The following is a 23,673-nucleotide window of genomic DNA, read 5'->3' on the forward strand; positions in this document are numbered from 1 at the left end:
GCTCATCCCTTCTTCGCCGGTCGGTGCACCTGGACGGAGAGGGCCGGCGTACGCGCCAGGCCCAGTTCCCGGACGGCCTTCTCCAGCACGGCGTCCAGATCGGTCCGCACGTCGTCGAGTTCCCGGAAGTGCGAGAGTGCGCGCACCTTCGCCTTCCGCCGTCCCATCCTGACCCGCACGGACTGCACGCCGGACACTTCCACGGACCGGTCCCGCAGGACCAGCGCGGCGGCGGTGCGGTCGAGTCCGGCCCGGACGTCGGCACGGTCGCGGCGCATCGGCAGCAGGTCGCGCAGTCCGGGGGTGAGGGCCAGCAGGATCAGCCAGAGGCCGATCAGCGCCGCGACGCCCGCCCCGATGAGCACCGTGACGTCGTCCAGTCGCCGTTCGGCCAGTCCGTCGGCGAGGGAGCGACGCCACTGCATGGCCGGGTGGTCGGCCCGTACGGCGGCGATGTCGTAGAGCAGCAGCCCGGCCCCGCCCAGGAGCACGAGGGCCAGCAGGGCGGCCGGGACCCGGCGCGCGGACCAGAAGCGGCCGGCGGCGGTGTCGCCCTGTTCCAGAGTGGGGACCGGTTCGCGGGCGTCGGCCGATCCGTCCGGGGCAGGCGTGCGCGGATCGCCGTCCGCCTCTCCCACCGTGGGCATCCGCCGGGTGGAGCCGGTCGGTTCACCTGGTTCGCTCATCGGATCCTCCCCTGTGCGGCGCCCGCCCCGGCGGGGTGCAGCCGTTCGACCTGCACGGCCACCTCGGGCACCTCCATGCCTGCCAGCGCCTTGACCCGCTGGGCGACCCTGCGGCGTACGGCACCGCACTGGCGGCCGATGTCGCCGGGGTAGCCGAGCTCCAGGCTGACGCGGACCCGGGCGGCGTCGCGGTGCACGGTGACCGTGGCACGCGGTGGCGCCCCGCCCGCGGGAGGTTCGACGACCGCTTCCTTCGCCGCCTGGGCGGCGATCTTGGCGACGACGCGGTCGGCGATCCGGGTCTCGCCCCGTATCGCGGCGGCGACCCGGCCGGTCACCGCCGTCACCGTCGCCGGTCGCCGCGCTCGCGACTCCGGAAGAAGTCGCCGGGCTCCAGGTCGCCGTCCAGGAAGCGGCCGGCGATGAAGCCGACCGCGCCCAGCGCGGCCACCAGTACGAAAGCTCCGAACCCGCCGAAATATCCGGCGAACCCGAGCGCCATGCCGGCCAACAGACCGGCGACAGCCATGCTCATCGTGTTTCTCTCCTCAACTGGCGTGCGACGGAGATAGGGAAGAGCTACTACTGGACCCGTTGTCCGGGCTCGTCCTCGTCGTCCTCCTCGTCGGGCAGCTTGACGTCGCTGACCGCGATGTTGACCTCGACGACTTCGAGACCGGTCATACGTTCCACCGCGGCGACGACGTTCTCGCGCACGTCGCGGGCCACATCGGAGATGGACACGCCGTAGTCGACGACGATCTCCAGATCGATGGCCGCCTGGGACTCGCCGACCTCCGCCTTCACACCGCGGGTGACGGACTTGCCGCCGCCGGGGACCCGGTCGCGGACGGCGCCGAACGTCCTCGACAGGCCACTGCCCATCGCGTGGACGCCGACCACATCGCGTGCCGCCATTCCGGCGATCTTCTCGACGACGCCGTCGGCGATGGTGGTACGACCCCGGGTGCCGGGGTCGCCGCCGCCGCGCTTGCCGAGGTTCTTGCCGCCCGAGCCGCTGTCGGGGTTGTTTCGCTGGGAGCTCTCAGTCATCGCCGATCTTCCCTTCGGGACAGGGTGGGACTTCCTTGCCCACGTTAAGTGCGCTTTCCCCATCCCGCGCCGTGGATGCGGCAGGCTGGGGCGATGACAACAGCGCGGAACCCGCAGAGGGTCGACGGATGGACCGCCGCGGTACGGCAACGGCTGGGTCTGGGCAGGCTGCTGCCGCTGGGCGGCCCGGCGGACGGCGCGTGGATCGCGGAGACGGCTGCCGCCGCGGTGCTGCGCGGGGCGGCGGCCCGCCCCGGGACGGTGCTGGGGAAGCTGCGGATCGGCCCGACGCGGGAGGCTGTGGAGGCGGCCGTGGCCGGCGGCGGCCCCGACCCGTCGCGGGACCCGGCGGACCCCGAGCCGCCCCCGGCTCCGCCGAACGCACTGCCGTCGGTACCGCTGCGGATCGAGGCGGAGTTCTCCACCACCCCGGACCGGCCGCTGCCCGACACCGCGGCGGCCCTGCGCGCGGCGCTGCTCACGGCCGCCACCGCCCGGCTGGGTCTGGAGATCGCCGAGGTGGACCTGACGGTCACGGCACTGCTGGAGGACGGTGCGGCCGATCAGGTGACGGCCGCGAAGACGGCGACGCCGGCCCCGGGCGCGGAGCCGGAGGGGCCGGTGGCGGCTGCTGCCGCCGGGGTGCCGGGAGTCGTCTCGCTGACCCGGGTCCTGGGCGGCCCGGTGCACACCGCCCGCGACCATGTGCGGGTCGAGGTGGCGACGGCCGGGGACCACCGGGCGCTGGATGTCGCCCGGTCGGTGCGCACGGCGGTGGCGGCGGCCGCTGAGGATCGGCTGCCGGTCTCGGTGCTGATCACGGACGTGGTGGAGCCCGACTCAGGCGGCTGAGCCCGGCGCTGCGCCGCGGCCGGCGTCCGTCAGTCCGTGATGCCCGCCAGGTCGCGGAGCCGGCGGCCCTGGGCGGCCCGCTCGGCGACGCGCTGCTCCTCGTAGTCACGCGAGAGCGCGCCGGCCAGGAGTGCCTTCGTCTCGACGACGGCGTCACGGGGCGCCGCCACCAGGGCCCCGGCCAGGTCGCGGGCGGCCGCGTCGAGCTGGCCGGCGGGGACCACGAGGTTGGCGAGGCCGGTGCGCTCGGCCTCCTCGGCGTGCACGAAGCGGCCGGTGGCGCAGATTTCGAGCGCGCGGGCATACCCCACGAGGTGCACCAGGGAGTGGGTGCCCGTGAGGTCGGGAACGAGGCCGAGGCTGGTCTCGCGCATGGCGAACTGCACGTCCTCGGCGACGATCCGCAGATCGCAGGCGAGGGCGAGCTGGAAGCCGGCGCCGATGGCATGGCCCTGGACCGCCGCGATCGACACGAGGTCGTTGCGGCGCCACCAGGTGAACGCCTCCTGGTATGCGGCGATGATCGCGTCGAGCTCGGCCTCCGGGCCGCGCGCCATGTCGAGGAAGGACGGCTCGCCGTCGAAGCCCTCGGGAGTGAAGGCCTGCCGGTCGAGACCCGCGGAGAAGGATGTGCCCTCGCCGCGGAGCACCACGACCCGGACCGCACCGGGCAGCTCCCTTCCGGCCTCGGTCAACGCCCGCCACAGAGCGGGAGACTGAGCGTTGCGCTTGGCCGGATGGGTGAGCGTCACCGTGGCGACGGCGTCGTCGACGGTGAGCCGAACGCCGTCCTTGTCGAGCACAGTGTCGAGCGAGGTCATGGGACGCCTCCGGATGGGGTGCGGTCAGCACTCGGAATTAAGTGACTGAACAGTAACCACCCGGACGACCTTGCGGTCGGCCGGGTGGTCACCCCGAATTCCGTTGGTCCCGAAATGACGTCGAAGACGCCGAAACCTCAGAGGCCTCAGGCCGAAGCGGCCTTCTTGCCCCGTGTCGCGCCGCCGCGTCCTCGCAGCGTCACTCCGGATTCACTGAGCATCCGGTGGACGAACCCGTAGGAGCGGCCGGTTTCCTCGGCCAGCGCCCGGATGCTCGCACCGGAGTCGTACTTCTTCTTCAGGTCTGCCGCGAGCTTGTCACGCGCGGCGCCGGTTACCCGGCTGCCCTTCTTCAGAGTCTCGGCCACCCGTGCCTCCTCGTGGGAAGTGCGCTCTGGACTCTCATGATCACCCCTCCCGCGCTTCCTGGCCACCCATTCGGCAAGGTCGGTGCGAGCGGTTTCCCGGACGCGCAGCACATCGGCACGGGCGGAATCCCTGATTCCCGAGGGAGCGCGAGGGCGCCCAGCCCGAACCGGCAAGAGAACTGCCAGGTCAGGGCCGTACGGGGGAGAGTGACCGGAAGAGGGGCGCACGGCAGGTGAGCGCCGGGCGCGCCACCGGAGTACGAGACGTCCTCACGCAGATGATGGATCACGCGTAGGCCGAATGATCTATCCCCGGTGGATCAGGCGAGAGCGACGAGGTCGCGGTAGTCCGCTCCCCAGAGGTCCTCGACGCCGTCCGGGAGCAGGATGATCCGCTCCGGCTGGAGCGCCTCGACGGCGCCCTCGTCGTGGGTGACGAGGACGACCGCGCCCTTGTAGGTGCGCAGCGCGCCGAGGATCTCCTCACGGCTGGCGGGGTCGAGGTTGTTCGTCGGCTCGTCGAGCAGGAGCACATTGGCGGAGGAGACGACCAGGGTCGCGAGGGCGAGCCGGGTCTTCTCACCGCCGGAGAGCACTCCCGCGGGCTTGTCGACGTCGTCGCCGGAGAAGAGGAAGGAGCCGAGCGTCTTGCGGACCGCCACGAGGTCGAGGTCGGGCGCGGCGGAGCGCATGTTCTCCAGGACCGTGCGCTCCGGGTCGAGGGTCTCGTGCTCCTGGGCGTAGTAGCCGAGCTTGAGGCCGTGCCCCTCGATGATCTCGCCGGTGTCGGGCTTCTCGGCGCCGCCGAGCAGGCGGAGCAGCGTGGTCTTGCCGGCGCCGTTGAGACCGAGGATGACGACGCGGGAGCCCTTGTCGATGGCGAGGTCGACGTCGGTGAAGATCTCCAGCGAGCCGTACGACTTGGACAGGCCCTCCGCCATCAGCGGGGTCTTGCCGCAGGGCGAAGGGTCGGGGAAGCGCAGCTTGGCGACCTTGTCGGAGACCCGCACGGCCTCCAGGCCGGAGAGCAGCCGGTCGGCGCGCTTGGCCATGTTCTGGGCGGCGACGGTCTTGGTGGCCTTGGCGCGCATCTTGTCGGCCTGCGCGTTGAGGGTCGCGGCCTTCTTCTCGGCGTTCTGGCGCTCGCGCTTGCGGCGCTTCTCGTCGGCCTCGCGCTGCTGCTGGTAGAGCTTCCAGCCCATGTTGTAGACGTCGATCTGGGAGCGGTTGGCGTCGAGGTAGAACACCTTGTTGACGACCGTCTCGACCAGCTCGACATCGTGGGAGATCACGACGAAGCCGCCGCGGTAGGACTTGAGGTAGTCGCGCAGCCAGACGACGGAGTCGGCGTCGAGGTGGTTGGTCGGCTCGTCCAGGAGCAGGGTGTCGGCGTCCGAGAAGAGGATCCTGGCCAGCTCCACGCGGCGGCGCTGACCGCCGGAGAGCGTGTGCAGGGGCTGGCCGAGGACCCGGTCGGGCAGGCTGAGCGCGGCGGCGATGGTGGCGGCCTCGGCCTCGGCGGCGTACCCGCCCTTGGTGAGGAACTCCGTCTCCAGGCGCTCGTACTTCTTCATCGCCTTCTCGCGGGTGGCGCCCTGCCCGTTCGCCATCCGCTCCTCGTTCTCGCGCATCTTGCGCAGGATCGTGTCGAGACCGCGGGCGGAGAGGATGCGGTCGCGGGCGAGGATGTCCAGGTCGCCGGTGCGGGGGTCCTGCGGGAGGTAGCCCACCTCGCCGGACTTGGTGATGGTGCCCCCGGCGGGGGTGCCCTCGCCGGCGAGGCACTTGGTGAGAGTGGTCTTGCCCGCTCCGTTGCGGCCGACGAGGCCGATGCGGTCGCCCTTGGCGATACGGAAGGAAGCGGATTCGATGAGGATGCGGGCGCCGGCGCGCAGCTCGATGCCGGAAGCGGTGATCACGGAAAGACTCCAGGGCAGTGTGGACGGCGGAGGGACGAGGGCGGAGGTCTCTCGACGCCGCTAATGCACATGGAGAAAAGCCATACGGCCCATTCTACTGGCGGTGCGCAACTTCTTTGTCCGCGCCCCTGTCGGGACAAACCGTCCGATACTTGGCACAGGCGGCATCACTGGAGTGATGGCCCTGATCCCGCGCCCGCTCTTCCGCGTCACCGGAGGAGAGGCCCGATCTGCCGGGCCTCTTCGCCGGTGACGCGGCCCCGCGGCGACCGGGCCTGCGGACGGAGTCCGGCTCCGGTGCGGTCCGTTCGCCCGGGCGGACGCCGTGGCGCACGAGTACGGCCACCGCGTACGGAACCGGATGGGGACGCCGGGCGCTCGCAGGACGGGCGGCCGGGCTTCACGCGGCGCCCCGGGGTCGCCCGGGGCCCGGGCTCAGGCTCCTCCGGTGTGCACCTGGAAGGCGGCCCGGCGGACCGCCTTGGCCAGGGCCGGGTCCGGGTGGGCCGCGGCCAGGGCGACCAGGACCTGGACGGTGCGCGGATGACCGACGGCTCTGACCTCGTCGAGCAGGGCCGGGACGGTGCCCTGGACGGCGGAGTCGAGGTGGCGGACCAGCAGCCCGGTCTCGCCGTGGTCGGCGACGGCCGCCGCGGTGTCGACCCAGAGCCAGGTGGCCTCCTCGCGGCTGAGGACGTCCTGGGCGTCATCCGGGTCGTTGCCCTCGTACTCGGCGAGCCAGAGCAGCGCGTAGGGCCGCAGCGAGGGTTCGCGGAGCACGGCGCGGACCTCGGGTTCGGCGGGGGCGCCGACGACCCTCAGCGCCTCGAAGGCCAGTCCGCGCAGCAGCGCGTCCTCGCCCCGGGCGACGGCCAGCAGTTCGGCGACGGCGCTGCCGACGGTGCGGGCGGCGAGCCAGGCGCGGTATTCGTCGCGGGCCGGGCCGGGGGTGAGCCGGGCGCAGCCGAGGAGCATGTCGGCGGCGGACTGCTCGATGTTCCCGGCCGGGCTCTGGGCCGCGACGCAGATCTGCTCCAGCTTGACCCAGACCGCCCAGTTGCCGAGCGGGGTGAGGGTGGCGTGCCCTTTGCCGAGCGTCAGCGCCCCGACGGCGGCGAGGCCCTCCAGGGCCCAGTCGAGCAGCAGGGCGTTGAGGCCGGCGCTCCGGGCGGGTCCGGCGCCGCTTTCGGCCGCCCGCGCCCCGGCGGGGCTCTCCGCCGGGGCGGCGGGCCCGGTTCTGCCGGGCCCCAGGGGCACTTCGCAGCGCTCCTCCTGGAGTTCGGCGACGCGCTGCCCGAGGAGGTCCAGCAGGGCGGGGACGGTGACGGGACCCGCGGAGAGCTGGAGGAGGGAGAGCACCTGGGGCACGGCCTCGACGGCTTCGGCGACCGCGCCCGCCTCGATGTCCGCGGGTGCGGCGTGGACGAGCGACCAGGCATCGAAGAGCGCCACCCAGCCGCGCAGGACGGCGGAGTCGTCCCGGTCCCAGGCGCGCAGTCGCCAGCCGGGACGGGCGGTGTCGCCGTGCAGTTCGATCAGTCCGGCCAGCCGGGCCCGGTCCCAACCGGCGCGGACCTGCGCCGGGGAGAGTTCCAGAGTGGTGGCCGCCCGTTCGAGGGCGTGGGCCGCGAGCGGGGCGGCGGTGCCCGGCCCCGGCGGGCCGGCCGCCCAGTGGGCGATGCGTACGGCGTCGGCGAGCACCGCCCTGGCCTGGCGTGCCAGTTCCGTCCGGGGCGGGGTGCCCTCGGGGGGCCGGGGAGCCGGCCTGGTACGCCGGGTCGTCACGGCCTTGCGGGCGGTAGCGAGGGGTCGCGGGCGGACAAGTCGCAGCCTGGAGTCGCGCGGAGTACGGGACGTCACGGGAGCAGTCTTGCTCCTGACGGCCCGAAAGCCCAAACGGAAGGCGTTTCGCCGGTACGGGAAAGGTTCCCCCGGTGCGATGGCAAGCGGGAGAGTTCACCCCATCGGCTCACATCAGGGGCGTGAGGAAGCGTCGCAGGGTCTCCTCGTAGCGGACCTGATCGGCGTTCCACATCGACGCATGTGGAGCCTGCGGTACGGCGTGGAGGCTGACCAGGTCCGGGCGGCGGGCGGCGAGCTCGCGGGAGGCGCCCCAGGGGGCGATCGTGTCGTCCGGGCCGTGCAGGATCAGGGTCGGGGTGCGCAGGGAGGCCGGCGCCGAGGTCTCCAGCACCGGGGCGGCGTTCATCCCGGTCCTGCCCTGGGCGGCGCGCACGGCGAGCGGCAGCAGGGCGGCCGGGACACCGCGGGCCGCGGCCAGGGCGCGCAGGGTGACCGCCCAGTCCAGCACCGGGGAGTCGAGGACGAGGCCGCTGATCCGGTCGCGGAGCGGGGACTCGACCGCGGCGTACAGAGCCATGGTGGCGCCGGTGGACCAGCCGTGGACGATCACGTTCCGGGCCCCGTGGCGCAGGGCCCAGCGGAGAGCGGCGTCGAGGTCGCGCCACTCGGAGGCGCCGAAGTGGCCGAGGCCGTCCGCGGGGCGGGGGGCTCCGGGGTCGCCCCGGTAGGCGAGGTCGAGCACGGGGAGGCGCTGTCCGTGCAGGAACCCCATCAGGTTCATGGGGTGGGTCCGGGTGGTGCCGAGGCCGTGCACGGTGATCACCCAGGTGTCGCGGGCGCCGGGGACGTACCAGGCGGGCAGGGTTCCCAGCTCACCGGGGATCTCGACCTCCTGGTGGTCCAGCCCGGGGCCGCCGCTCGGGTCACCCCCGTACAGCGCGGGGGTGAGCCGGACTTTCACGCCCGGTTCGAGGAGCCCCTGGCCGACGCTCTCCAGTCTGCGGACGACGGTGTCGGCAGCTTGGGAGGCCCCTTCGACGACGGGCCCGACGACCGCGTGGACGCCGGATCCGGACAGACCGTAGATGCCGGGCCGGAGCGCCGAGAAGGACCGGGTCAGGGTGACCTGTCCGGCCGCCGTGGCGTGCACGGTGAGTCTGCGGTCGGCGGGGAGGGGACGTCCGGGCGCCGCTTTGAGGGCGACGTCGCTGGCGTACCGGCCGGCCGCGACCGCTGTCGCACCGACGCCGAGGATCGTGGTGACGGCCGTTGCCGTCGCGGTTACCGGGCGCACCGCTTCAGTGTCGTGGGGCGGGAGGCGGGCTGCCAGCGGACGGGCCCGTCCGGGGCGGGCGCGGGTCGGGGTTGGTCGGGGCCGTCCGGGGCCGACACGAGCCGTCGTCGGGCCGTCCGGGGCCGGGACCGGGGGTCGGGGCCGGGGTCCGGGGCCAGGGGTCGGGGCCAGGGGTCGGGCCCCGGATGGTTCGCGAGGGCGCCGGGGGGCAGGCGCGGAACGCGGGCGCGGCTCAGCCGGACTGGCCGTATCCCTTGAGCGCTTCCGTCACCTCGTCCAGCTGGGCCGCGTCGAGCAGGGACGGGGTGCGGCCGGGCACGGAGCTCGCGGTGAGCCAGAGACGGCAGAGCCACTCCAGTTGGGCGGTGCGCTCGTAGGCCTGGTCGAGCGTGTCGCCGTAGGTGACGGTGCCGTGGTTGGCCAGCAGACAGCCGGTGCGGTCCCGAAGGGCCCCGAGCATGGCTTCGGCCAGTTCCGGGGTGCCGTAGCGGGCGTAGGCGGCGGTGCGGACGGGGCCGCCGAGGATGGCGGCCGCGTAGTGGACGAGCGGCACCTCGGTGACGAGCGTGGAGACGGCGGTGGCGTGCACGGCGTGGGTGTGGACCACGGCGGCGGCGTCGGCGGAGCGGTAGACGGCCAGGTGGAGGGGGAGTTCGCTGGTCGGCGCGAGGTCGCCGAGGACCTGGCGGCCTTCCAGGTCGACGCCGACCGCGTCCTGGGGGCCGAGCCGGTCGTAGGGCACCCCGCTGGGCGTGACCAGGACCAGGTCGCCGACGCGGGCCGACACATTGCCCGAGGTGCCGACGACCAGTCCGTCCGCCGCGCTGCGGCGGGCTGTGTCGACGACACCCCGCCAGGCCTGGCGGACGGATTCCGGGTGCTGCTCGCTCATGGGGCGAGCGTAGGGGGCGGAAGGCGCAACCGGAACATCACATGGGAGGTGACGGGGATCTCTTCCGGGTGCCGAACAGCCGTTCAAAATGTTCGCCGAATCGCGGCAAAAGGCCGCCAACGCCGCACCTCAGAGGCATCACACAGACCCTCCCGCACACAAGCGGAGTCAACACGCTCCGCTTGGAGTCACCGCAACGCCCTGCCCAGTTCACCTTCCGTTCATCCAGGTTGCCTACGGTCCACATGCCACTGACGTCGAACGATTGCCTGGGTAAATGGAACACATCACGCTGCTGCTTGCGATTGTGGTCGTGACAGCTCTCGTGTTCGATTTCACGAACGGTTTCCACGACACCGCCAACGCGATGGCGACGACCATCTCGACCGGCGCTCTGAAGCCCAAGACAGCGGTGGCGATGTCCGCCGTACTCAACCTGATCGGCGCGTTCCTGTCGGTGGAGGTCGCCAAGACGATCTCCGGCGGGATTGTCAACGAGGACGGCATCAGAACCGAGGTCATCTTCGCGGCGCTCGTCGGCGCCATCCTGTGGAACCTCCTGACCTGGCTGCTGGGCCTGCCGTCCAGCTCCTCCCACGCCCTGTTCGGCGGACTGATCGGCGCCGCCGTCATGTCGGCCGGCTGGTCCTCGATCAACGGCGGCACCGTCGTCACCAAGGTGCTGCTGCCCGCGATCGCGGCTCCCCTGGTGGCCGGTATCGCCGCGATGCTGGCCACGCGACTGACGTACCGGATCAACCGGAAGGTCACCGACCCGAACCAGCTCAAGTCGACCGCCAAGGGCTACCGGGCCGGGCAGATCGCCTCCGCCGGTCTCGTCTCGCTCGCCCACGGCACCAATGACGCCCAGAAGACGATGGGCATCATCACCCTGGCGCTGGTCACCAGCGGTGTCCTGGCCCCCGGCTCCAACCCGCCCATGTGGGTCATCGTCTCCGCCGGTGTGGCCATCGCGCTCGGCACCTACCTCGGCGGCTGGCGCATCATCCGCACCATGGGCAGGGGTCTGACCGACCTCCAGCCGCCGCAGGGCTTCGCCGCCCAGACCAGTGCGGCGACCGTCATCCTGGCCTCCTCGCACCTCGGCTTCTCGCTCTCCACCACGCAGTCCTGCTCCGGTGCCGTGATGGGCGCGGGCCTCGGCCGCAAGGGCGGTGTGGTCCGCTGGTCCACCGCCACCCGGATGTTCGTCGCCTGGGGCCTCACGCTCCCGGCCGCGGGCCTGATCGGCGCGGGCGCCGAGTTCCTGACCAAGCAGGGACCCTGGGGCATCGCTGTGACCGCGGTCCTCCTGGTGGGCGGTTCCTTCGCCATCTGGCTGGCCTCGCGCCGCCAGCCGGTCGACCACACCAATGTCAACGACACGGGCGACGACGAGCCCCAGGGCGTCGTCACCACCGCCATCGCCGCGGTCCAGCCGCCACCCGTCGGAGGCCCGGCCTCCGACCTCACGACCACCATTCCGGCCCCGGTGCCCGACGACCCGGCCCGGCCGTCGGCCAAGGTGTAAGGACAGATCCGCATGAAAATCGACTGGGCAGCTCTCGCCGCCGTCTTCGGTGTCAGTCTTGTGGTCACCATCGCGCTGGTCGGCCTCTTCACCGTGGGCATCGTCGCCCTCTCCAAGCAGTCCGCCACGGCCGGAAGCAGCGGCTCCGGCGGATCGGTCGCCCTGGCGCGCACCGGCGCGTACGCCTGCTTCGGGCTGTGCGTTGCTGCGGTCTCGTACGGGATCTACCTGATCGTCGCCTGACCCCGATCCCCGCACGCCTGACCGCGTACACCTTCGGGCCGGACACACCCTCGTGTGTCCGGCCCGACGTGCGTCCGCACACCGTGCAGCCCCGCAGGTCAACAGCGAGTTGACGGTTGTTCGCGGGGCGTGGTGGACTGCCGGAGCCATTTACGGCGACAGCAGAGGAAGCCGGTGCGAATCCGGCGCGGTCCCGCCACTGTCACCGGGGAGCGCTCCCCCACACCGGACGTCACGGCTCGCGACACGCGGGCTGGAAGGCCGGGGGAACCGCGGATCCGGAAGCCAGGAGACTCTCGTCGCCGGTCACGTCGAACCAGGGCGCGGACCCTGAGTGAGGACCTACGCCATGCCCGGCCGCCGTGTGCCGCTTCCTGTGCCCCCTACGACAGGCCCTGGTGCCGGAACTCCTCTCCCCGCGACGGGCTGAGTCGTGCGTGCCGACCGCGTCTTCGCGTACGGCGCCACGGCCGGGCTGATCGCCGACGCCCTGCTCGGCGATCCCCGTCGGGGCCACCCCGTCGCCGGATTCGGCCGCGCCGCCGCGCGGGCCGAATCCCGCCTGTGGCGTGACGACCGGGGCGCGGGCGCCCTGCACACCCTCGTGTGCGCCGGGGGCGCCGCGGGGGTCGCCGCGCTGGCCGCCCGCGCCACCCGGGGACGCCCCGCGCTTGCCGTCGCGCTGACCGCCGCCACCACCTGGTCCGTCGTCGGGGTGACCTCGCTGGGGCGGGAGGCCCGCGCCATCGGCGGCGCCCTGGCCGCCGGGGACCTGGACGTGGCACGGGAGCGGCTGCCGCACCTGTGCGGGCGCGATCCGCACTCCCTGGACGGTCCGGGCATCGCCCGCGCGGTCGTCGAGTCGGTCGCCGAGAACACCTCGGACGCCGTCGTCGGCGCGCTGGTGTGGGGGGCGATCGGCGGGGTGCCGGGGCTCGTCGGCTTCCGGGCCGTGAACACGCTCGACGCGATGGTCGGCCACAAGTCGCCCCGCTACCGTCGCTACGGCTGGGCCTCGGCCCGCCTGGACGACCTCACGGGGTGGCCCGGCGCCCGCCTGACGGCCGCGCTGGCCGTGGCGGCGGGCGGGCGGCCCCGGGAGGCCGTACGCGCCTGGAGGGCGGACGCGGGGCGTCACCCGAGCCCGAACGCGGGGCCGGTGGAGGCCGCGTTCGCGGGAGCGCTCGGCGTACGGCTGGGCGGGACCCTGGCGTACGCGGGGCGCGTCGAGCACCGACCGGTGCTGAACGGGGAGTCCGGGCGGGACGTGCGGGGCGCGGACATCGAACGCGCGGTACGGCTGTCGCGCCGGGTGAGCACACTGGCCCTCGGTGTGTGCGTGGCGGGGCGGCTGATCGCGGGCCTGCTGGTCGCGGGGCGGGAGCGGAGACGGTCATGAACGGTCCGGCACGGAACGCGGTACGGCAACGGGAACGGGAGCGGGTATGAGCGGCGGGCTGCTGGTCGCGGGGACCACATCGGACGCGGGCAAGAGCGTCGTCACGGCGGGCATCTGCCGCTGGCTGGCGCGCCGGGGTGTGGCGGTCGCCCCTTTCAAGGCCCAGAACATGTCCCTGAACTCCTTCGTGACCCGGGAGGGCGCGGAGATCGGCCGGGCCCAGGCGATGCAGGCGCAGGCCGCCCGGGTGGAGCCGACGGCCCTGATGAACCCGGTGCTGCTGAAGCCCGGCAGCGACCGGTCCAGCCAGGTGGTCCTGATGGGGAAGCCGGTCGGCGAGATGAGTGCCCGGGGGTACCACGGGGGCCGTCAGGAGGCACTGCTCGGGACGGTGACGGACTGCCTGGAGCAGCTGCGTGCCACGTACGACGCGGTCATCTGCGAAGGGGCCGGGTCCCCGGCCGAGATCAATCTGCGGCGCACGGACATCGTGAACATGGGGATCGCGCGGGCCTCGAGATTCCCCGTCCTGGTGGTCGGGGACATCGACCGGGGCGGGGTCTTCGCGTCGTTCTTCGGGACGACGGCGCTGCTGGACCCCGAGGACCAGGCGCTGGTCGCGGGGTATCTGGTGAACAAGTTCCGGGGCGATGTCTCGCTGCTGGAGCCGGGCCTGGACATGCTGTACGAGCTGACCGGGCGGCGAACGTACGGGGTGCTGCCCTTCGCCCACGGGCTCGGTATCGACGAGGAGGACGGCCTGCGGGTGTCCTTGCGGGGTGCGGTGCGGGAGTCGGTCGTGACGCCCCCGTACGGCGAGGACGTGCTGCGGGTGGCGGTCTGCGCGGTGCCGCTGATGTCGAACTTCACGGACGTGGACGCGCTGGCCGCCGAACCGGGCGTCGTCGTGCGGTTCGTGGACCGGGCGGAGGAGCTGGCCGACGCGGACCTGGTGATCGTGCCCGGGACGCGCGGCACGGTGAGGGCGCTGGCCTGGCTGCGCGAGCGGGGCCTCGCGGACGCGCTGCTGCGGCGGGCGGCGGAGGGCCGGCCGGTGCTGGGGATCTGCGGCGGGTTCCAGGTGCTCGGCGAGCGGATCGAGGACGAGGTGGAGTCGCGGGCGGGCATCGTGGACGGGCTCGGGCTGCTGCCGGTGCGCATCCGCTTCGACCGGGACAAGACGCTGGCGCGGCCGGTCGGTTCGGCGCTGGGCGAGCCGGTGGAGGGGTACGAGATCCACCACGGGGTGGCCGATGTGCGGGGCGGGGAGCCGTTCCTCGACGGATGCCGGGTGGGGGCGGTGTGGGGGACGCACTGGCACGGGTCGCTGGAGAGCGACGCGTTCCGGCGGCGGTTCCTGGTGGAGGTGGCCCGAGCCGCCGGGCGGCGGTTCGTGCCGGCGCCGGACACGAGTTTCGGGGAGTTGCGGGAGGAGCAGCTCGATCGCCTCGGGGATCTGGTGGAGGAGCACGCGGACACGGATGCGTTGTGGCGGCTGATCGAGGGGGGTGCGCCCGCTGGGTTGCCGTTCGTGCCGCCGGGGGCGCCGGCGGCGTCTTCGACGCCGGGGGCGGGTGCGGGGGCCGAGCCGGGTGCGGAGGCTCCGGAGAGCCGGAGCGCTGCCCCGGACCCCGCTCCTCAATCGCCGGAGTGGCTTGATTTTGCCGGGTCCGCCGGATCAAGGTCCGCCGGGCCTGATTCCGCCGGGTCCCCGGACGCACCGCCCCAGGGGCTTGAGACTGCTGATGTTGATGTCAACGAGGAGGCCTCGTGAGTACGCCGTATCCCTTCACCGCGATCGTCGGGCAGGACGACCTGCGGCTCGGGCTGTTGCTGAACGCGGTCAGCCCGGCTGTCGGCGGGGTGCTCGTGCGGGGCGAGAAGGGGACCGCCAAGTCCACCGCCGTGCGGGCGCTCGCCGCGCTCATGCCGGAGGTCTCCGTCGTGCCGGGGTGCCGGTTCTCCTGTGATCCCGTCTCCCCCGATCCGGCGTGTCCCGACGGGCCGCACGCGGAGGCGGCCGGTGTGTCGCGGGCCGCGCGGACCGTGGAGCTGCCCGTCGGCGCGTCCGAGGACCGGCTCGTGGGGGCGCTGGACATCGAGCGGGCGCTGTCGGAGGGCGTGAAGGCGTTCGAGCCGGGGCTGCTGGCCGACGCGCACCGCGGGATCCTGTACGTCGACGAGGTCAACCTGCTCCACGACCACCTGGTGGACCTGCTGCTGGACGCGGCGGCCATGGGCGCCTCGTACGTCGAGCGCGAGGGCGTCTCCGTACGGCATGCGGCGCGGTTCCTGCTGGTCGGGACGATGAACCCGGAAGAGGGCGAGCTGCGGCCGCAGTTGCTGGACCGGTTCGGGCTGACCGTCGAGGTGGCCGCGTCCCGGGACACCGACGAGCGGGTCGAGGTCGTGCGGCGCAGGCTCGCGTACGACGACGATCCCGAAGGGTTCGCCGCGCGCTGGGCCGGGGAGGAGAGCGCCCTGCGGGAACGCATCGCCTCCGCGCGCTCCCTGCTGCCCGGCGTCGTGCTCGGTGACGGCGTGTTGCGGCAGATCGCCGCGACCTGCGCCGCGTTCGAGGTCGACGGGATGCGGGCCGACATCGTGATGGCCCGTACCGCGACCGCGCTGGCCGCCTGGGCGGGCCGCGAGGAGGTCACCGCCGACGACGTGCGGCAGGCCGCTCTCCTCGCGCTCCCCCACCGGCGTCGCCGTAACCCCTTCGACGCGCCCGGCCTGGACGAGGACAAGCTCGACCAGACCCTGGAACAGGCCGCCGACGATCAGGGGGAGAGCGGGGGCGGCGACCAGCCCGGTCCTGATCCCGATCCTGATCCCGACGGGGGCGGGAACGATGACGGCGGTGGTGGCGGTGTACCGCCCCAGGCCGACGGAGACCGTACGCCGCCGCGGGGCGAGGACGAGGGCGGCGGTGACACGCCATCGCAGGCACCTGAGGGCAGCCCCGGCGCGCCCGGCCGGTCCACCGGGGCCGAGCAGCAACCGGTGGCGTCCGCCGAGCCGTTCCGGACGAAGATGCTCAGCGTGCCGGGGCTCGGCGAGGGCGCTGCGGGGCGCCGTTCCCGGGCCCGTACCGAGCACGGGCGTACGACCGGCGCCCGCCGCCCACAGGGGTCGCTGACCAAGCTGCACCTGGCCGCGACCGTGCAGGCCGCCGCCCCGCACCAGCGGGCGCGCGGGCGTTCAGGGCGGGGGCTCGTGGTGCGCCGGGACGATCTGCGGCAGGCGACCCGGGAGGGGCGGGAGGGCAACCTCGTGCTGTTCGTCGTGGACGCGTCGGGCTCGATGGCGGCGCGGCAGCGGATGAGCGCGGTCAAGGGGGCCGTGCTGTCACTGCTGCTGGACGCCTATCAGCGGCGGGACAAGGTCGGCCTGGTCACCTTCCGGGGCAAGGAGGCGGAGGTGGTACTGCCGCCGACCTCGTCCGTCGACGCGGCCGCCTCCCGTCTGGAGTCGCTGCCGACCGGGGGTCGTACCCCGCTGGCCGCCGGGCTGCTCAAGGCGCATGACGTGCTGCGCGTGGAGCGGCTGCGCGATCCGTCGCGGCGGCCGCTGCTCGTCGTGGTCACGGACGGCCGGGCGACCGGTGGGCCGGAGCCGGTGGCGCTCGCGGGGCGGGCCGGGCGGCTGCACCGCTCGGAGGGGACGGCCTCGGTCGTCGTGGACTGCGAGTCGGGGTACGTACGCCTCGGTCTCGCCGGGGAACTCGCCCGGGAACTGGGAGGCACCGCCGTCACGCTCGACGAACTGCGGGCCGACTCGATCGCCGGGCTCGTCAAGGACGTCACCGCAGCCGGGAGGGCCGCTTAATGCCGCAGGGACAGCCGACATCGGTGCCGGACGACGGGCTCACCACCCGTCAGCGGCGCAACCGCCCGCTCCTGTTCGTCCACACGGGCATCGGCAAGGGCAAGTCGACGGCGGCCTTCGGGCTCGCCCTGCGGGCCTGGAACCAGGGCTGGCCGATCGGGGTGTTCCAGTTCGTGAAGTCGGCGAAGTGGAAGGTCGGCGAGGAGAACGCGCTGAAGGTCCTCGGAGCGAGCGGCGAGGGCGGCACCGTCGACTGGCACAAGATGGGCGAGGGCTGGTCCTGGGTCCAGCGCGACGGTCAGCTCGACAACGAGGAGAAGGCCCGCGAGGGCTGGGAGCAGGTCAAGCGCGATCTGGCGGCCGAGACGTACAAGCTGTACGTGCTCGACGAGTTCGCCTACCCGATGCACTGGGGCTGGATCGACACCGAAGAGGTCGTCGAGGTGATGCGGAACCGGCCCGGCACCCAGCATGTGGTGATCACCGGCCGCAACGCGCCGGACGCGCTGATCGAGGCCGCCGACCTGGTGACCGATATGTCGAAGGTCAAGCACCCGATGGACGCGGGGCAGAAGGGCCAGAGGGGCATCGAGTGGTGACTGTGCCCCGTCTGGTCATCGCCGCTCCGGCCTCCGGCAGCGGCAAGACCACCGTCGCCACCGGTCTGATGGCCGCCTTCGCCGCGCGCGGGCTCGCCGTCTCGCCCCACAAGGTGGGGCCGGACTACATCGATCCGGGCTATCACTCGCTGGCGACGGGACGCCCCGGCCGCAATCTCGACGCGTACATGTGCGGGACGGACCTGATCGCCCCGCTGTTCGCGCGCGGGTCGGCGGGGTGCGACCTCGCCGTGGTCGAGGGGGTGATGGGGCTGTACGACGGCGCCTCGGGACAGGGGGAGCTGGCGTCCACCGCGCAGGTGGCGAAGCTGCTGCGGGCGCCCGTGGTGCTGGTGGTGGACGCCTCCTCGCAGTCCCGTTCGGTGGCGGCCCTGGTGCACGGGTTCGCCTCCTGGGACCCGGAGGTCCGGATCGGCGGGGTGATCCTGAACAAGGTGGCCTCCGACCGGCACGAGGCGCTGCTGCGGGACGCGTTGGACGAGTCGGGGCTGCCGGTCCTGGGCGTCCTGCGCCGGGCCCCGCAGGTGGCGACGCCCTCGCGCCATCTGGGGCTCGTCCCGGTGGCCGAGCGGGGCTCCGAAGCGGTGGACGCCGTGACGGCGATGGGCGGACGGGTGCGCGCCGGGTGCGACCTGGACGCGCTGATGGCGCTGGCCCGGACCGCGCCGGCCCTGCCGGACGCCGCGTGGGAGGCGACGCCCGCCTCGGTCACCGGTTCCGTGCGGCCCGTCGTGGCCGTGGCCGGCGGGGCGGCGTTCACCTTCGCGTACGCGGAGCACGCCGAGCTGCTGACGGCGGCCGGTGCGGAGGTCGTGGTCTTCGACCCGCTGCGGGACGAGAAGCTGCCGGTGGGTACGGCGGGGCTCGTGATCGGCGGCGGGTTCCCGGAGGTGTACGCCCCCGAGCTGTCGGCCAACGAGCCGTTGCGGCGGGAGGTCACGGACTTGGCCCTGAGCGGCGCCCCGGTGGCGGCCGAGTGCGCGGGGCTGCTGTATCTGGCGCGGGAGCTGGACGGGAAGCCCATGTGCGGGGTGCTGGACGCCGAGGCCCGGATGTCCGAGCGCCTCACGCTCGGGTACCGGCAGGCGGTGGCCGTGTCGGACAGTGCGCTGGCGGTGGCGGGGACCCGGATGCGCGGTCATGAGTTCCACCGCACGGTGCTGGAGCCGGGGGCGGGGACCACGCCGGCCTGGGGCATGCACCAGCCGGAGCGGCGGGTCGAGGGGTATGTCCAGCGGGGCGTGCACGCGAGCTATCTGCACACCCACTGGGCCGCTTCGCCCGGGGTGGCCCGACGGTTCGTCGAGCACTGCCGGGCGCGGTGAACCGGTTCACCGGTGAACCACAGCCCAGGGGGCGCGTCCGTCGTGACGAAGCGCTCGGGCGTACGCGCGGCTCACTCCGCGATGCCGACGACCAGCCAGATGAAGCCCACGCCCCCGATGGTGCAGAGAAGGGTGGAGCGGGCGGGATGGGTGTGGTGCGCCTCGGGAAGGATCTCCGCAGCGGCCAGGTAGAGCAGCGCTCCGCCGAAGAAGCCGAGATAGCCGCCGAGCAGTTCCTCCGGAAGGGTGAACAGCAGCGTCGTCGCGGCGCCCACGACCGGTGCCGCGGCAGCCGCGAACAGCATCAGGAGCGCCTTGCGGCGGGCGTTCCCGTAAAGACTGGTGAGGGTGTACGTGTTGAATCCGTCGGCGAAGTCATGACTGATCACCGCCAGCGCGACGGCCACGCCCATGGAGCTGCTGACCTGGAAGGCGGCGCCGAGCGCGAAGCCGTCCATGAAGCTGTGCCCGACCATCGCGGCGGCCGCCGTCAGCCCCACCTGCGGGACGCGTTCGCCGCTCGCCCCGTGTGCCACCTGGCGTACGGCGAGCAGCCGCTCGACCAGATGGGCCGCCAGGAAGCCGCCGACGAACAGCAGCAGGGCGGCGGGCACCCCGAACACCGGCGTGCCCGCCGCCTCGATCGCCTCCGGCAGGAGGTCGAGTCCGACCACGCCGAGCATCAGGCCGCCCGCGAAGCCGAGCACCAGGTGACGGCGGTCGGTGACGCGTTGTGCGACCCAGCCGCCGGCCAGAGTCATCAGGAACGCGCCGAGCGCGACGAACACCGCCATGGGGCCTTGCTAGCCGATCGGTGCCTCCCTCCGCATCTCAGGGTGTCCTTACCGGGGGCGTCCGTGCCCGTGCCCGTGCCCGTATACGGATCGTCCCCGCCCGCTCCCCCGTACCACCGAGACGTTTGACCTGAAAGGCAGGACTCCGCCGATGACCGGAGCATCCGTCGGCACCGGACCGGAGTCCGGGGCCCGCAGTCTGGTGGTGGGGGTCGGCGCGCGCCGGGGTGCCCCCGGCGAGGTCGTGTTCGCCCTGATCGAGGCGGTGTTGCGCGGGGCTGGGCTGGACGCGGCGGACGTGCTGGAGGTGGCGACGGTCGATTCCAAGGGGGACGAGCCGGGGATCGTGGGGGCGGCGGCCCGGCTCGGGGTGCCGCTGCGGACCCATCCGGCCGGCGCGCTGGCCGAGGTCCGGGTGCCGCATCCCTCGGGCGCGGTCGGTGCGGCGGTGGGGACGCCGTCGGTCGCGGAGGCGGCGGCGCTGATCGAGGCGGACGAACTGGTGGTGCCGAAGACCCGCGCTCCGGGCGGGAAGGCCTCGGCCGGAGGGATGGCGACCTGCGCGGTGGCCCGCCGGATTCCGGCGGTCGCCGGAACTTTTGAGGTTTCCGGGACTCTCGAGGTTTCCGGGACTCTCGAGGTTTCCGGGAGGAAAACTTCCACCTCACCGGTGACGACGGGCTCCCGCCCGTTCACCATGGCTGCCATGAGTCCCCCCACACGGAACATCGAGAGCGCAGGGCCCGACCTGCGCCACCACGGCGACGCGGAGGTGCGCGGCGAGAATCTGACCGATCTCGCGGTGAACGTCCGTACCCACACTCCCCCGGAGTGGCTGCGCGAGCGGATAGCCGCGTCGCTCACTTCGCTGGCCTCCTACCCGGACGGGTCCTCCGCCCGCGCCGCGGTCGCCGGCCGGCACGGGCTGCCGGTGGAGCGGGTGCTGCTGACGGCGGGCGCGGCCGAGGCGTTCGTCCTGATCGCCCGTGCCCTTCCGGCCCGCTGTCCGGTGGTGGTGCATCCTCAGTTCACCGAACCGGAGGCGGCCCTGCGGGCGGCCGGGCACGAGGTGGGGCGGGTGCTGCTGCGTGCCGAGGACGGCTTCCGGCTCGATCCGGATGCGGTGCCCGAGGAGGCGGACCTCGTGGTGATCGGCAACCCGACGAACCCGACGTCCGTGCTGCATCCGGCCGCGCTGCTGGAGCGGTTGGCGCGGCCCGGGCGGACGCTGGTGGTCGATGAGGCGTTCATGGACGTCGTGCCGGGCGAGCGCGAGGCACTGTGCGACCGGACGGACATCCCGGGGCTCGTGGTGTTGCGCAGCCTCACCAAGACGTGGGGGCTCGCCGGGCTGCGGATCGGTTACGTCCTGGCCGGTCCGGAGACCGTGGCGCTGCTCTCCGAGGCGCAGCCGCTGTGGCCGGTGTCGTCCCCGGCGCTGGCGGCGGCGGAGGCGTGCATGGAGCCGCGGGCGCTGGTGGAGGCGGCCGAGGCGGCGGACCGGATCACGGTGGACCGTGCCCATCTGCTCGCCGGGCTGGCCGAGTTCAGCGAGGTGGAGGTGGTGGACGCGGCCCGGGGGCCGTTCGTCCTGGTACGTCTGGAGCGGGCGGCGGAGGTCCGGGAGCGGCTGCGGCTGCTGGGCTTCGCGGCGCGGCGCGGGGACACCTTCCCGGGGCTGGGGACGCAGTGGCTGCGGCTCGCGGTCCGCGACCGGGCCACGACCAATCGTTTCCTCCAGGCCTTGGACCAGGCCGTGCAGGCGCTGCCCGCGAGATCGGGGCGCTGAGGGGCCCGCAGGGGCGGGGGCGGCGTTCGTCGTGCGAACGCCGCCCCCTCACGCTTGTCAGCTCCGGCTGCTGCCACGCCTGCGCGCCAGCACCGTCGCGCCGGCGCCGACGGCGAGCAGCAGGGCCGCTCCGCCCGCGATGTACGGGGTGGTCGAGCTGCCGCCGGTCTCGGCGAGGTTGGCCTCGGCGGGGGCGGGGCCGGTATCGGAGCCGGTCTGTGTCCTCACCTCGCCGCCGCTCGTGGAACCGCCGTCCGTGGAGCCCGGCTTCTCGGGGGGCTTCGGCCCCTTCGGGGTCTCGCAGGTCGCCTCGGCGAGGGTGACCTCGCCCTCCACCTCGGCGACGTTGAGATTCAGGGGGTTCACCGACACCTTGAGCCGAAGCGCCGTGGCGGCCGCCGTGCGCTCGGTGGTGACCGTCCTGGACAGGTCGAGGGAGACCTCGCCGACGCCCGGCACCGCCACCCGGGTCGGTCCGCCCGCGGAGAGCGTCACCTTCTTGCCGAGCACCGCGACATGGCCGAGCACGTTCGACTCGGCGACGGGCTTCCTACCGGCCTCGCAGACCGCCTTGGAGGTGACCTTCTCGACCTCGATGAGCGAGAGGACCGGCAGTCCGGGCACATGGATCCTGGCCTTCGCCAGGTTGGTGTGGCCCTCGGCCCTGTGCTCGTCCACCGTGGCGTTCGCGGTGGCCACGTCGGCGCGCAGGACGCTGACCGGGGCTCCGCCCTCCACCCCGTCCACGTTGACGCTGAGCGCGGTCTTCCCGGCGCTGGCCGGGGCACGCACCTCGTTGAGCGTGACCTTGAGGGGCACCTGGACGGACTTGTTGAGGAGTGAGACGTCGAGCCCGGTACGGAGCACGACCGCGCTCGCCCTGCCCTCGCCACCGGTGGTGGGCGTCGCCGGGGCTGCGTGCGCGGGGACGGCGGCAAGCAGGGCGACGGGGCCGACGGCGATCGCCAGGGCGGCGAGACGGAAGGTGTTGCTGTTCAAGATGGTGGAACCCCCACATGAGACATGGAGCCACCGGCACAGTGCCATGGGGGACATCGCCTGTGCCGGCGGCCTCGACTCCGTGAATCTTTACGCACTGAGGGTGAACTGGCGGATACCTGAAGTGAGTTCACCCCAAAGGGGGGTTTCCGCGCGCATATTCGAATCTTTCGGCACGTGCGTTCGCTGATGTCACGCGTTTCACCCGGCGCGAGCCGTACGGAGTGCGCTCGCGCCGGAGCACGCACAGAGGTGATTCAACGAGTCCGGGACCGCATCCGTCACTGCTCGTCAACACGGCACCGCGCCGCTCTCAGCCGATCACACGCCCGTTCAGCACGACGTGCCGAGGGGCCGCCAGCACCCGGACGTCCGCCCGCGGGTCCTCGTCGTACACGACCAGGTCCGCCGGAGCACCCTCCTCCAGCGCGGGCCGCCCCAGCCAGCGCCTGGCTCCCCACGCGGTGGCGGAGAGGGCCTGAAGGGGCGGAATGCCCGCCGTGACGAGCTCGGCGACCTCTCCCGCGACCAGGCCGTGCGCCAGGGAGCCGCCCGCGTCGGTGCCGACGTAGACGGGGATCCCGGCGTCGTACGCGGCGCGCACGGTGTCGTAGCGGCGTTCGTGCAGCTGTCGCATATGGGCCGACCAGCGGGGGAACTTGGCCTCGCCACCCGCCGCGAGGTCGGGGAAGGTGGCGATGTTGACCAGCGTCGGAACGATCGCGACCCCCCGCTCGGCGAAGAGCGGGATGGTGTCCTCGGTGAGGCCGGTGGCATGCTCGACGCAGTCGATACCCGCCTCCACCAGGTCGGTGAGCGACTCCTCGGCGAAGCAGTGCGCGGTGACACGGGCGCCCAGCCGGTGCGCCTCGGCGATGGCCGCCTCGACCTCGCCGCGCGGCCAGCAGGCGGTCAGGTCCCCGGCGTCGCGGTCGATCCAGTCCCCCACGAGCTTGACCCAGCCGTCCCCGCGCCGGGCCTCCCGGGCCACGTACGCGACGAGGTCGCCGGGCTCGATCTCATGGGCGTAGTCGCGGATGTAGCGACGGGTCCTGGCGATGTGCCGGCCCGCCCTGATGATCTTCGGCAGGTCCTCCCGGTCATCGATCCACCGGGTGTCGGAGGGAGATCCGGCATCGCGGAGCAGCAGGGCTCCGGCCTCCCGGTCGGTGAGCGCCTGCTTCTCGGCGGTCGCCGCGTCGACCGGGCCGTGCCGGTCCAGGCCCACATGGCAGTGCGCGTCGACCAGTCCGGGCAGCGCCCACCCCCTGACCGTCACCGCGTCGTCGGCGCCGGACGGCCGCTCGTAGGTGATCCGCCCGCCCACGGCCCACAGTTCGTCCCGCACCTCGTCCGGGCCGACGAGCACCCGGCCCTTCACCCGCAGCACCCGCTGCTGCTCCTGATCACTCATATGCCGCACTGTACGAGGCCGTCGGTAGGCTTCCAGGGCC

At 73.2% G+C, this 23,673-nt stretch carries 22 protein-coding genes and 1 riboswitch; of the genes, 9 read left to right on the plus strand and 13 right to left on the minus strand.

Annotated features, from left to right (window positions below):
* Positions 1-2: 2 nt before the first annotated feature.
* The 4 genes from ACZ60Q_RS32450 to ACZ60Q_RS32465 are packed head-to-tail and all read right to left on the minus strand — an operon-like array spanning position 3 to position 1,739.
* The gene (locus tag ACZ60Q_RS32450; RefSeq protein ID WP_469641146.1) at positions 3-686 is read right to left on the minus strand and encodes a DUF6286 domain-containing protein; all 684 of its coding nucleotides are present in this window, start codon (positions 684-686) and stop codon (positions 3-5) included.
* Positions 683-1,033 (minus strand): Asp23/Gls24 family envelope stress response protein, encoded by a 351-nt coding sequence (locus ACZ60Q_RS32455; RefSeq protein WP_469641147.1) that lies wholly within the window; start codon positions 1,031-1,033, stop codon positions 683-685. The genes ACZ60Q_RS32450 and ACZ60Q_RS32455 overlap by 4 nt, the downstream gene beginning before the upstream one ends.
* Entirely contained in the window at positions 1,030-1,221 is a 192-nt protein-coding gene (locus tag ACZ60Q_RS32460) for a hypothetical protein (protein WP_012381448.1), read from the minus strand. The genes ACZ60Q_RS32455 and ACZ60Q_RS32460 overlap by 4 nt, the downstream gene beginning before the upstream one ends.
* 47 nt (positions 1,222-1,268) lie before the next feature.
* Entirely contained in the window at positions 1,269-1,739 is a 471-nt protein-coding gene (locus tag ACZ60Q_RS32465) for an Asp23/Gls24 family envelope stress response protein (protein ID WP_469641148.1), read from the minus strand.
* 93 nt (positions 1,740-1,832) lie between these two features.
* On the opposite strand from ACZ60Q_RS32465, the gene ACZ60Q_RS32470 reads away from it, so the two are divergent.
* On the plus strand, positions 1,833-2,591 hold the full coding sequence (locus tag ACZ60Q_RS32470; RefSeq protein WP_469641149.1) for a hypothetical protein: 759 nt from the start codon (positions 1,833-1,835) through the stop codon (positions 2,589-2,591).
* Between the two features lie 29 nt (positions 2,592-2,620).
* Here the strand turns inward: ACZ60Q_RS32470 and ACZ60Q_RS32475 are convergent, their stop codons facing one another.
* From ACZ60Q_RS32475 to ACZ60Q_RS32500, 6 genes are all read right to left on the minus strand, one after another.
* A complete protein-coding gene (locus ACZ60Q_RS32475; protein ID WP_469641150.1) occupies positions 2,621-3,412 on the minus strand; it encodes an enoyl-CoA hydratase/isomerase family protein in 792 nt (263 codons plus the stop codon).
* A 146-nt stretch (positions 3,413-3,558) separates the two neighbouring features.
* Complete coding sequence (locus ACZ60Q_RS32480) at positions 3,559-3,780, minus strand: helix-turn-helix domain-containing protein (protein WP_006123601.1); 222 nt, start codon at positions 3,778-3,780, stop codon at positions 3,559-3,561.
* Positions 3,781-4,100: 320 nt separating this feature from the next.
* Positions 4,101-5,699 carry an ABC-F family ATP-binding cassette domain-containing protein gene (locus ACZ60Q_RS32485; protein ID WP_469641151.1) on the minus strand — a complete coding sequence of 533 codons (1,599 nt, stop codon included), beginning with the start codon at positions 5,697-5,699 and terminating at the stop codon, positions 4,101-4,103.
* A 435-nt stretch (positions 5,700-6,134) separates the two neighbouring features.
* Positions 6,135-7,484, minus strand: coding sequence for a hypothetical protein (locus ACZ60Q_RS32490; RefSeq protein ID WP_469641208.1), 1,350 nt, complete (start codon positions 7,482-7,484; stop codon positions 6,135-6,137).
* Between the two features lie 184 nt (positions 7,485-7,668).
* The gene (locus ACZ60Q_RS32495) at positions 7,669-8,796 is read right to left on the minus strand and encodes an alpha/beta hydrolase (RefSeq protein WP_469641152.1); all 1,128 of its coding nucleotides are present in this window, start codon (positions 8,794-8,796) and stop codon (positions 7,669-7,671) included.
* A gap of 232 nt (positions 8,797-9,028) precedes the next feature.
* A complete protein-coding gene (locus ACZ60Q_RS32500) occupies positions 9,029-9,688 on the minus strand; it encodes a class II aldolase/adducin family protein (protein WP_469641153.1) in 660 nt (219 codons plus the stop codon).
* Between the two features lie 277 nt (positions 9,689-9,965).
* On the opposite strand from ACZ60Q_RS32500, the gene ACZ60Q_RS32505 reads away from it, so the two are divergent.
* The 7 genes from ACZ60Q_RS32505 (at position 9,966) to ACZ60Q_RS32535 (ending at position 18,637) form a co-directional block, all read left to right on the plus strand.
* Positions 9,966-11,219: an inorganic phosphate transporter gene (locus ACZ60Q_RS32505; RefSeq protein ID WP_469641154.1), complete on the plus strand. Its 1,254-nt coding sequence runs from the start codon at positions 9,966-9,968 to the stop codon at positions 11,217-11,219.
* A 12-nt stretch (positions 11,220-11,231) separates the two neighbouring features.
* Positions 11,232-11,462: a hypothetical protein gene (locus ACZ60Q_RS32510; RefSeq protein ID WP_469641155.1), complete on the plus strand. Its 231-nt coding sequence runs from the start codon at positions 11,232-11,234 to the stop codon at positions 11,460-11,462.
* 165 nt (positions 11,463-11,627) lie between these two features.
* A riboswitch (cobalamin riboswitch) is annotated at positions 11,628-11,757 on the plus strand.
* Between the two features lie 138 nt (positions 11,758-11,895).
* Positions 11,896-12,861 (plus strand): cobalamin biosynthesis protein, encoded by a 966-nt coding sequence (locus ACZ60Q_RS32515; RefSeq protein WP_469641156.1) that lies wholly within the window; start codon positions 11,896-11,898, stop codon positions 12,859-12,861.
* 46 nt (positions 12,862-12,907) lie between these two features.
* Entirely contained in the window at positions 12,908-14,635 is a 1,728-nt protein-coding gene (locus tag ACZ60Q_RS32520; RefSeq protein WP_469641157.1) for a cobyric acid synthase, read from the plus strand.
* Positions 14,632-16,692 carry a putative cobaltochelatase gene (locus ACZ60Q_RS32525; protein WP_469641158.1) on the plus strand — a complete coding sequence of 687 codons (2,061 nt, stop codon included), beginning with the start codon at positions 14,632-14,634 and terminating at the stop codon, positions 16,690-16,692. The genes ACZ60Q_RS32520 and ACZ60Q_RS32525 overlap by 4 nt, the downstream gene beginning before the upstream one ends.
* Entirely contained in the window at positions 16,692-17,291 is a 600-nt protein-coding gene (gene cobO / locus ACZ60Q_RS32530) for a cob(I)yrinic acid a,c-diamide adenosyltransferase (protein ID WP_469641159.1), read from the plus strand. The genes ACZ60Q_RS32525 and cobO overlap by 1 nt, the downstream gene beginning before the upstream one ends.
* Positions 17,285-18,637: a cobyrinate a,c-diamide synthase gene (locus ACZ60Q_RS32535; RefSeq protein ID WP_469641160.1), complete on the plus strand. Its 1,353-nt coding sequence runs from the start codon at positions 17,285-17,287 to the stop codon at positions 18,635-18,637. Before cobO ends, ACZ60Q_RS32535 begins: the two co-directional genes overlap by 7 nt.
* A 71-nt stretch (positions 18,638-18,708) precedes the next feature.
* On the opposite strand, the gene ACZ60Q_RS32540 is transcribed toward ACZ60Q_RS32535, so the two are convergent.
* The gene (locus ACZ60Q_RS32540; RefSeq protein ID WP_469641161.1) at positions 18,709-19,431 is read right to left on the minus strand and encodes a ZIP family metal transporter; all 723 of its coding nucleotides are present in this window, start codon (positions 19,429-19,431) and stop codon (positions 18,709-18,711) included.
* A gap of 151 nt (positions 19,432-19,582) precedes the next feature.
* On the opposite strand from ACZ60Q_RS32540, the gene cobC reads away from it, so the two are divergent.
* The gene (gene cobC, locus ACZ60Q_RS32545) at positions 19,583-21,220 is read left to right on the plus strand and encodes an Rv2231c family pyridoxal phosphate-dependent protein CobC (protein ID WP_469641162.1); all 1,638 of its coding nucleotides are present in this window, start codon (positions 19,583-19,585) and stop codon (positions 21,218-21,220) included.
* 57 nt (positions 21,221-21,277) lie between these two features.
* Here cobC and ACZ60Q_RS32550 read toward each other — a convergent pair whose 3' ends face one another.
* On the minus strand, positions 21,278-22,219 hold the full coding sequence (locus ACZ60Q_RS32550; protein ID WP_469641163.1) for an SCO1860 family LAETG-anchored protein: 942 nt from the start codon (positions 22,217-22,219) through the stop codon (positions 21,278-21,280).
* A 313-nt stretch (positions 22,220-22,532) separates the two neighbouring features.
* Positions 22,533-23,633 (minus strand): amidohydrolase family protein, encoded by a 1,101-nt coding sequence (locus ACZ60Q_RS32555; RefSeq protein ID WP_469641164.1) that lies wholly within the window; start codon positions 23,631-23,633, stop codon positions 22,533-22,535.
* Between the last annotated feature and the right edge of the window lie 40 nt (positions 23,634-23,673).

The sequence above is a fragment of the Streptomyces sp. NPDC104313 genome, assembly GCF_055583985.1.

Coding starts and splice junctions, on each gene's coding strand:
- ACZ60Q_RS32510 (WP_469641155.1), top strand. CDS start 11,232: ATGAAAATCGACTGGGCAGCTCTCGCCGCCGTCTTCGGTGTCAGTCTT.
- ACZ60Q_RS32500 (WP_469641153.1), bottom strand. CDS start 9,688: ATGAGCGAGCAGCACCCGGAATCCGTCCGCCAGGCCTGGCGGGGTGTC.
- ACZ60Q_RS32540 (WP_469641161.1), bottom strand. CDS start 19,431: ATGGCGGTGTTCGTCGCGCTCGGCGCGTTCCTGATGACTCTGGCCGGC.
- ACZ60Q_RS32450 (WP_469641146.1), bottom strand. CDS start 686: ATGAGCGAACCAGGTGAACCGACCGGCTCCACCCGGCGGATGCCCACG.
- cobC (WP_469641162.1), top strand. CDS start 19,583: ATGACCGGAGCATCCGTCGGCACCGGACCGGAGTCCGGGGCCCGCAGT.
- ACZ60Q_RS32460 (WP_012381448.1), bottom strand. CDS start 1,221: ATGAGCATGGCTGTCGCCGGTCTGTTGGCCGGCATGGCGCTCGGGTTC.
- cobO (WP_469641159.1), top strand. CDS start 16,692: ATGCCGCAGGGACAGCCGACATCGGTGCCGGACGACGGGCTCACCACC.
- ACZ60Q_RS32475 (WP_469641150.1), bottom strand. CDS start 3,412: ATGACCTCGCTCGACACTGTGCTCGACAAGGACGGCGTTCGGCTCACC.
- ACZ60Q_RS32465 (WP_469641148.1), bottom strand. CDS start 1,739: ATGACTGAGAGCTCCCAGCGAAACAACCCCGACAGCGGCTCGGGCGGC.
- ACZ60Q_RS32520 (WP_469641157.1), top strand. CDS start 12,908: ATGAGCGGCGGGCTGCTGGTCGCGGGGACCACATCGGACGCGGGCAAG.
- ACZ60Q_RS32470 (WP_469641149.1), top strand. CDS start 1,833: ATGACAACAGCGCGGAACCCGCAGAGGGTCGACGGATGGACCGCCGCG.
- ACZ60Q_RS32505 (WP_469641154.1), top strand. CDS start 9,966: ATGGAACACATCACGCTGCTGCTTGCGATTGTGGTCGTGACAGCTCTC.
- ACZ60Q_RS32555 (WP_469641164.1), bottom strand. CDS start 23,633: ATGAGTGATCAGGAGCAGCAGCGGGTGCTGCGGGTGAAGGGCCGGGTG.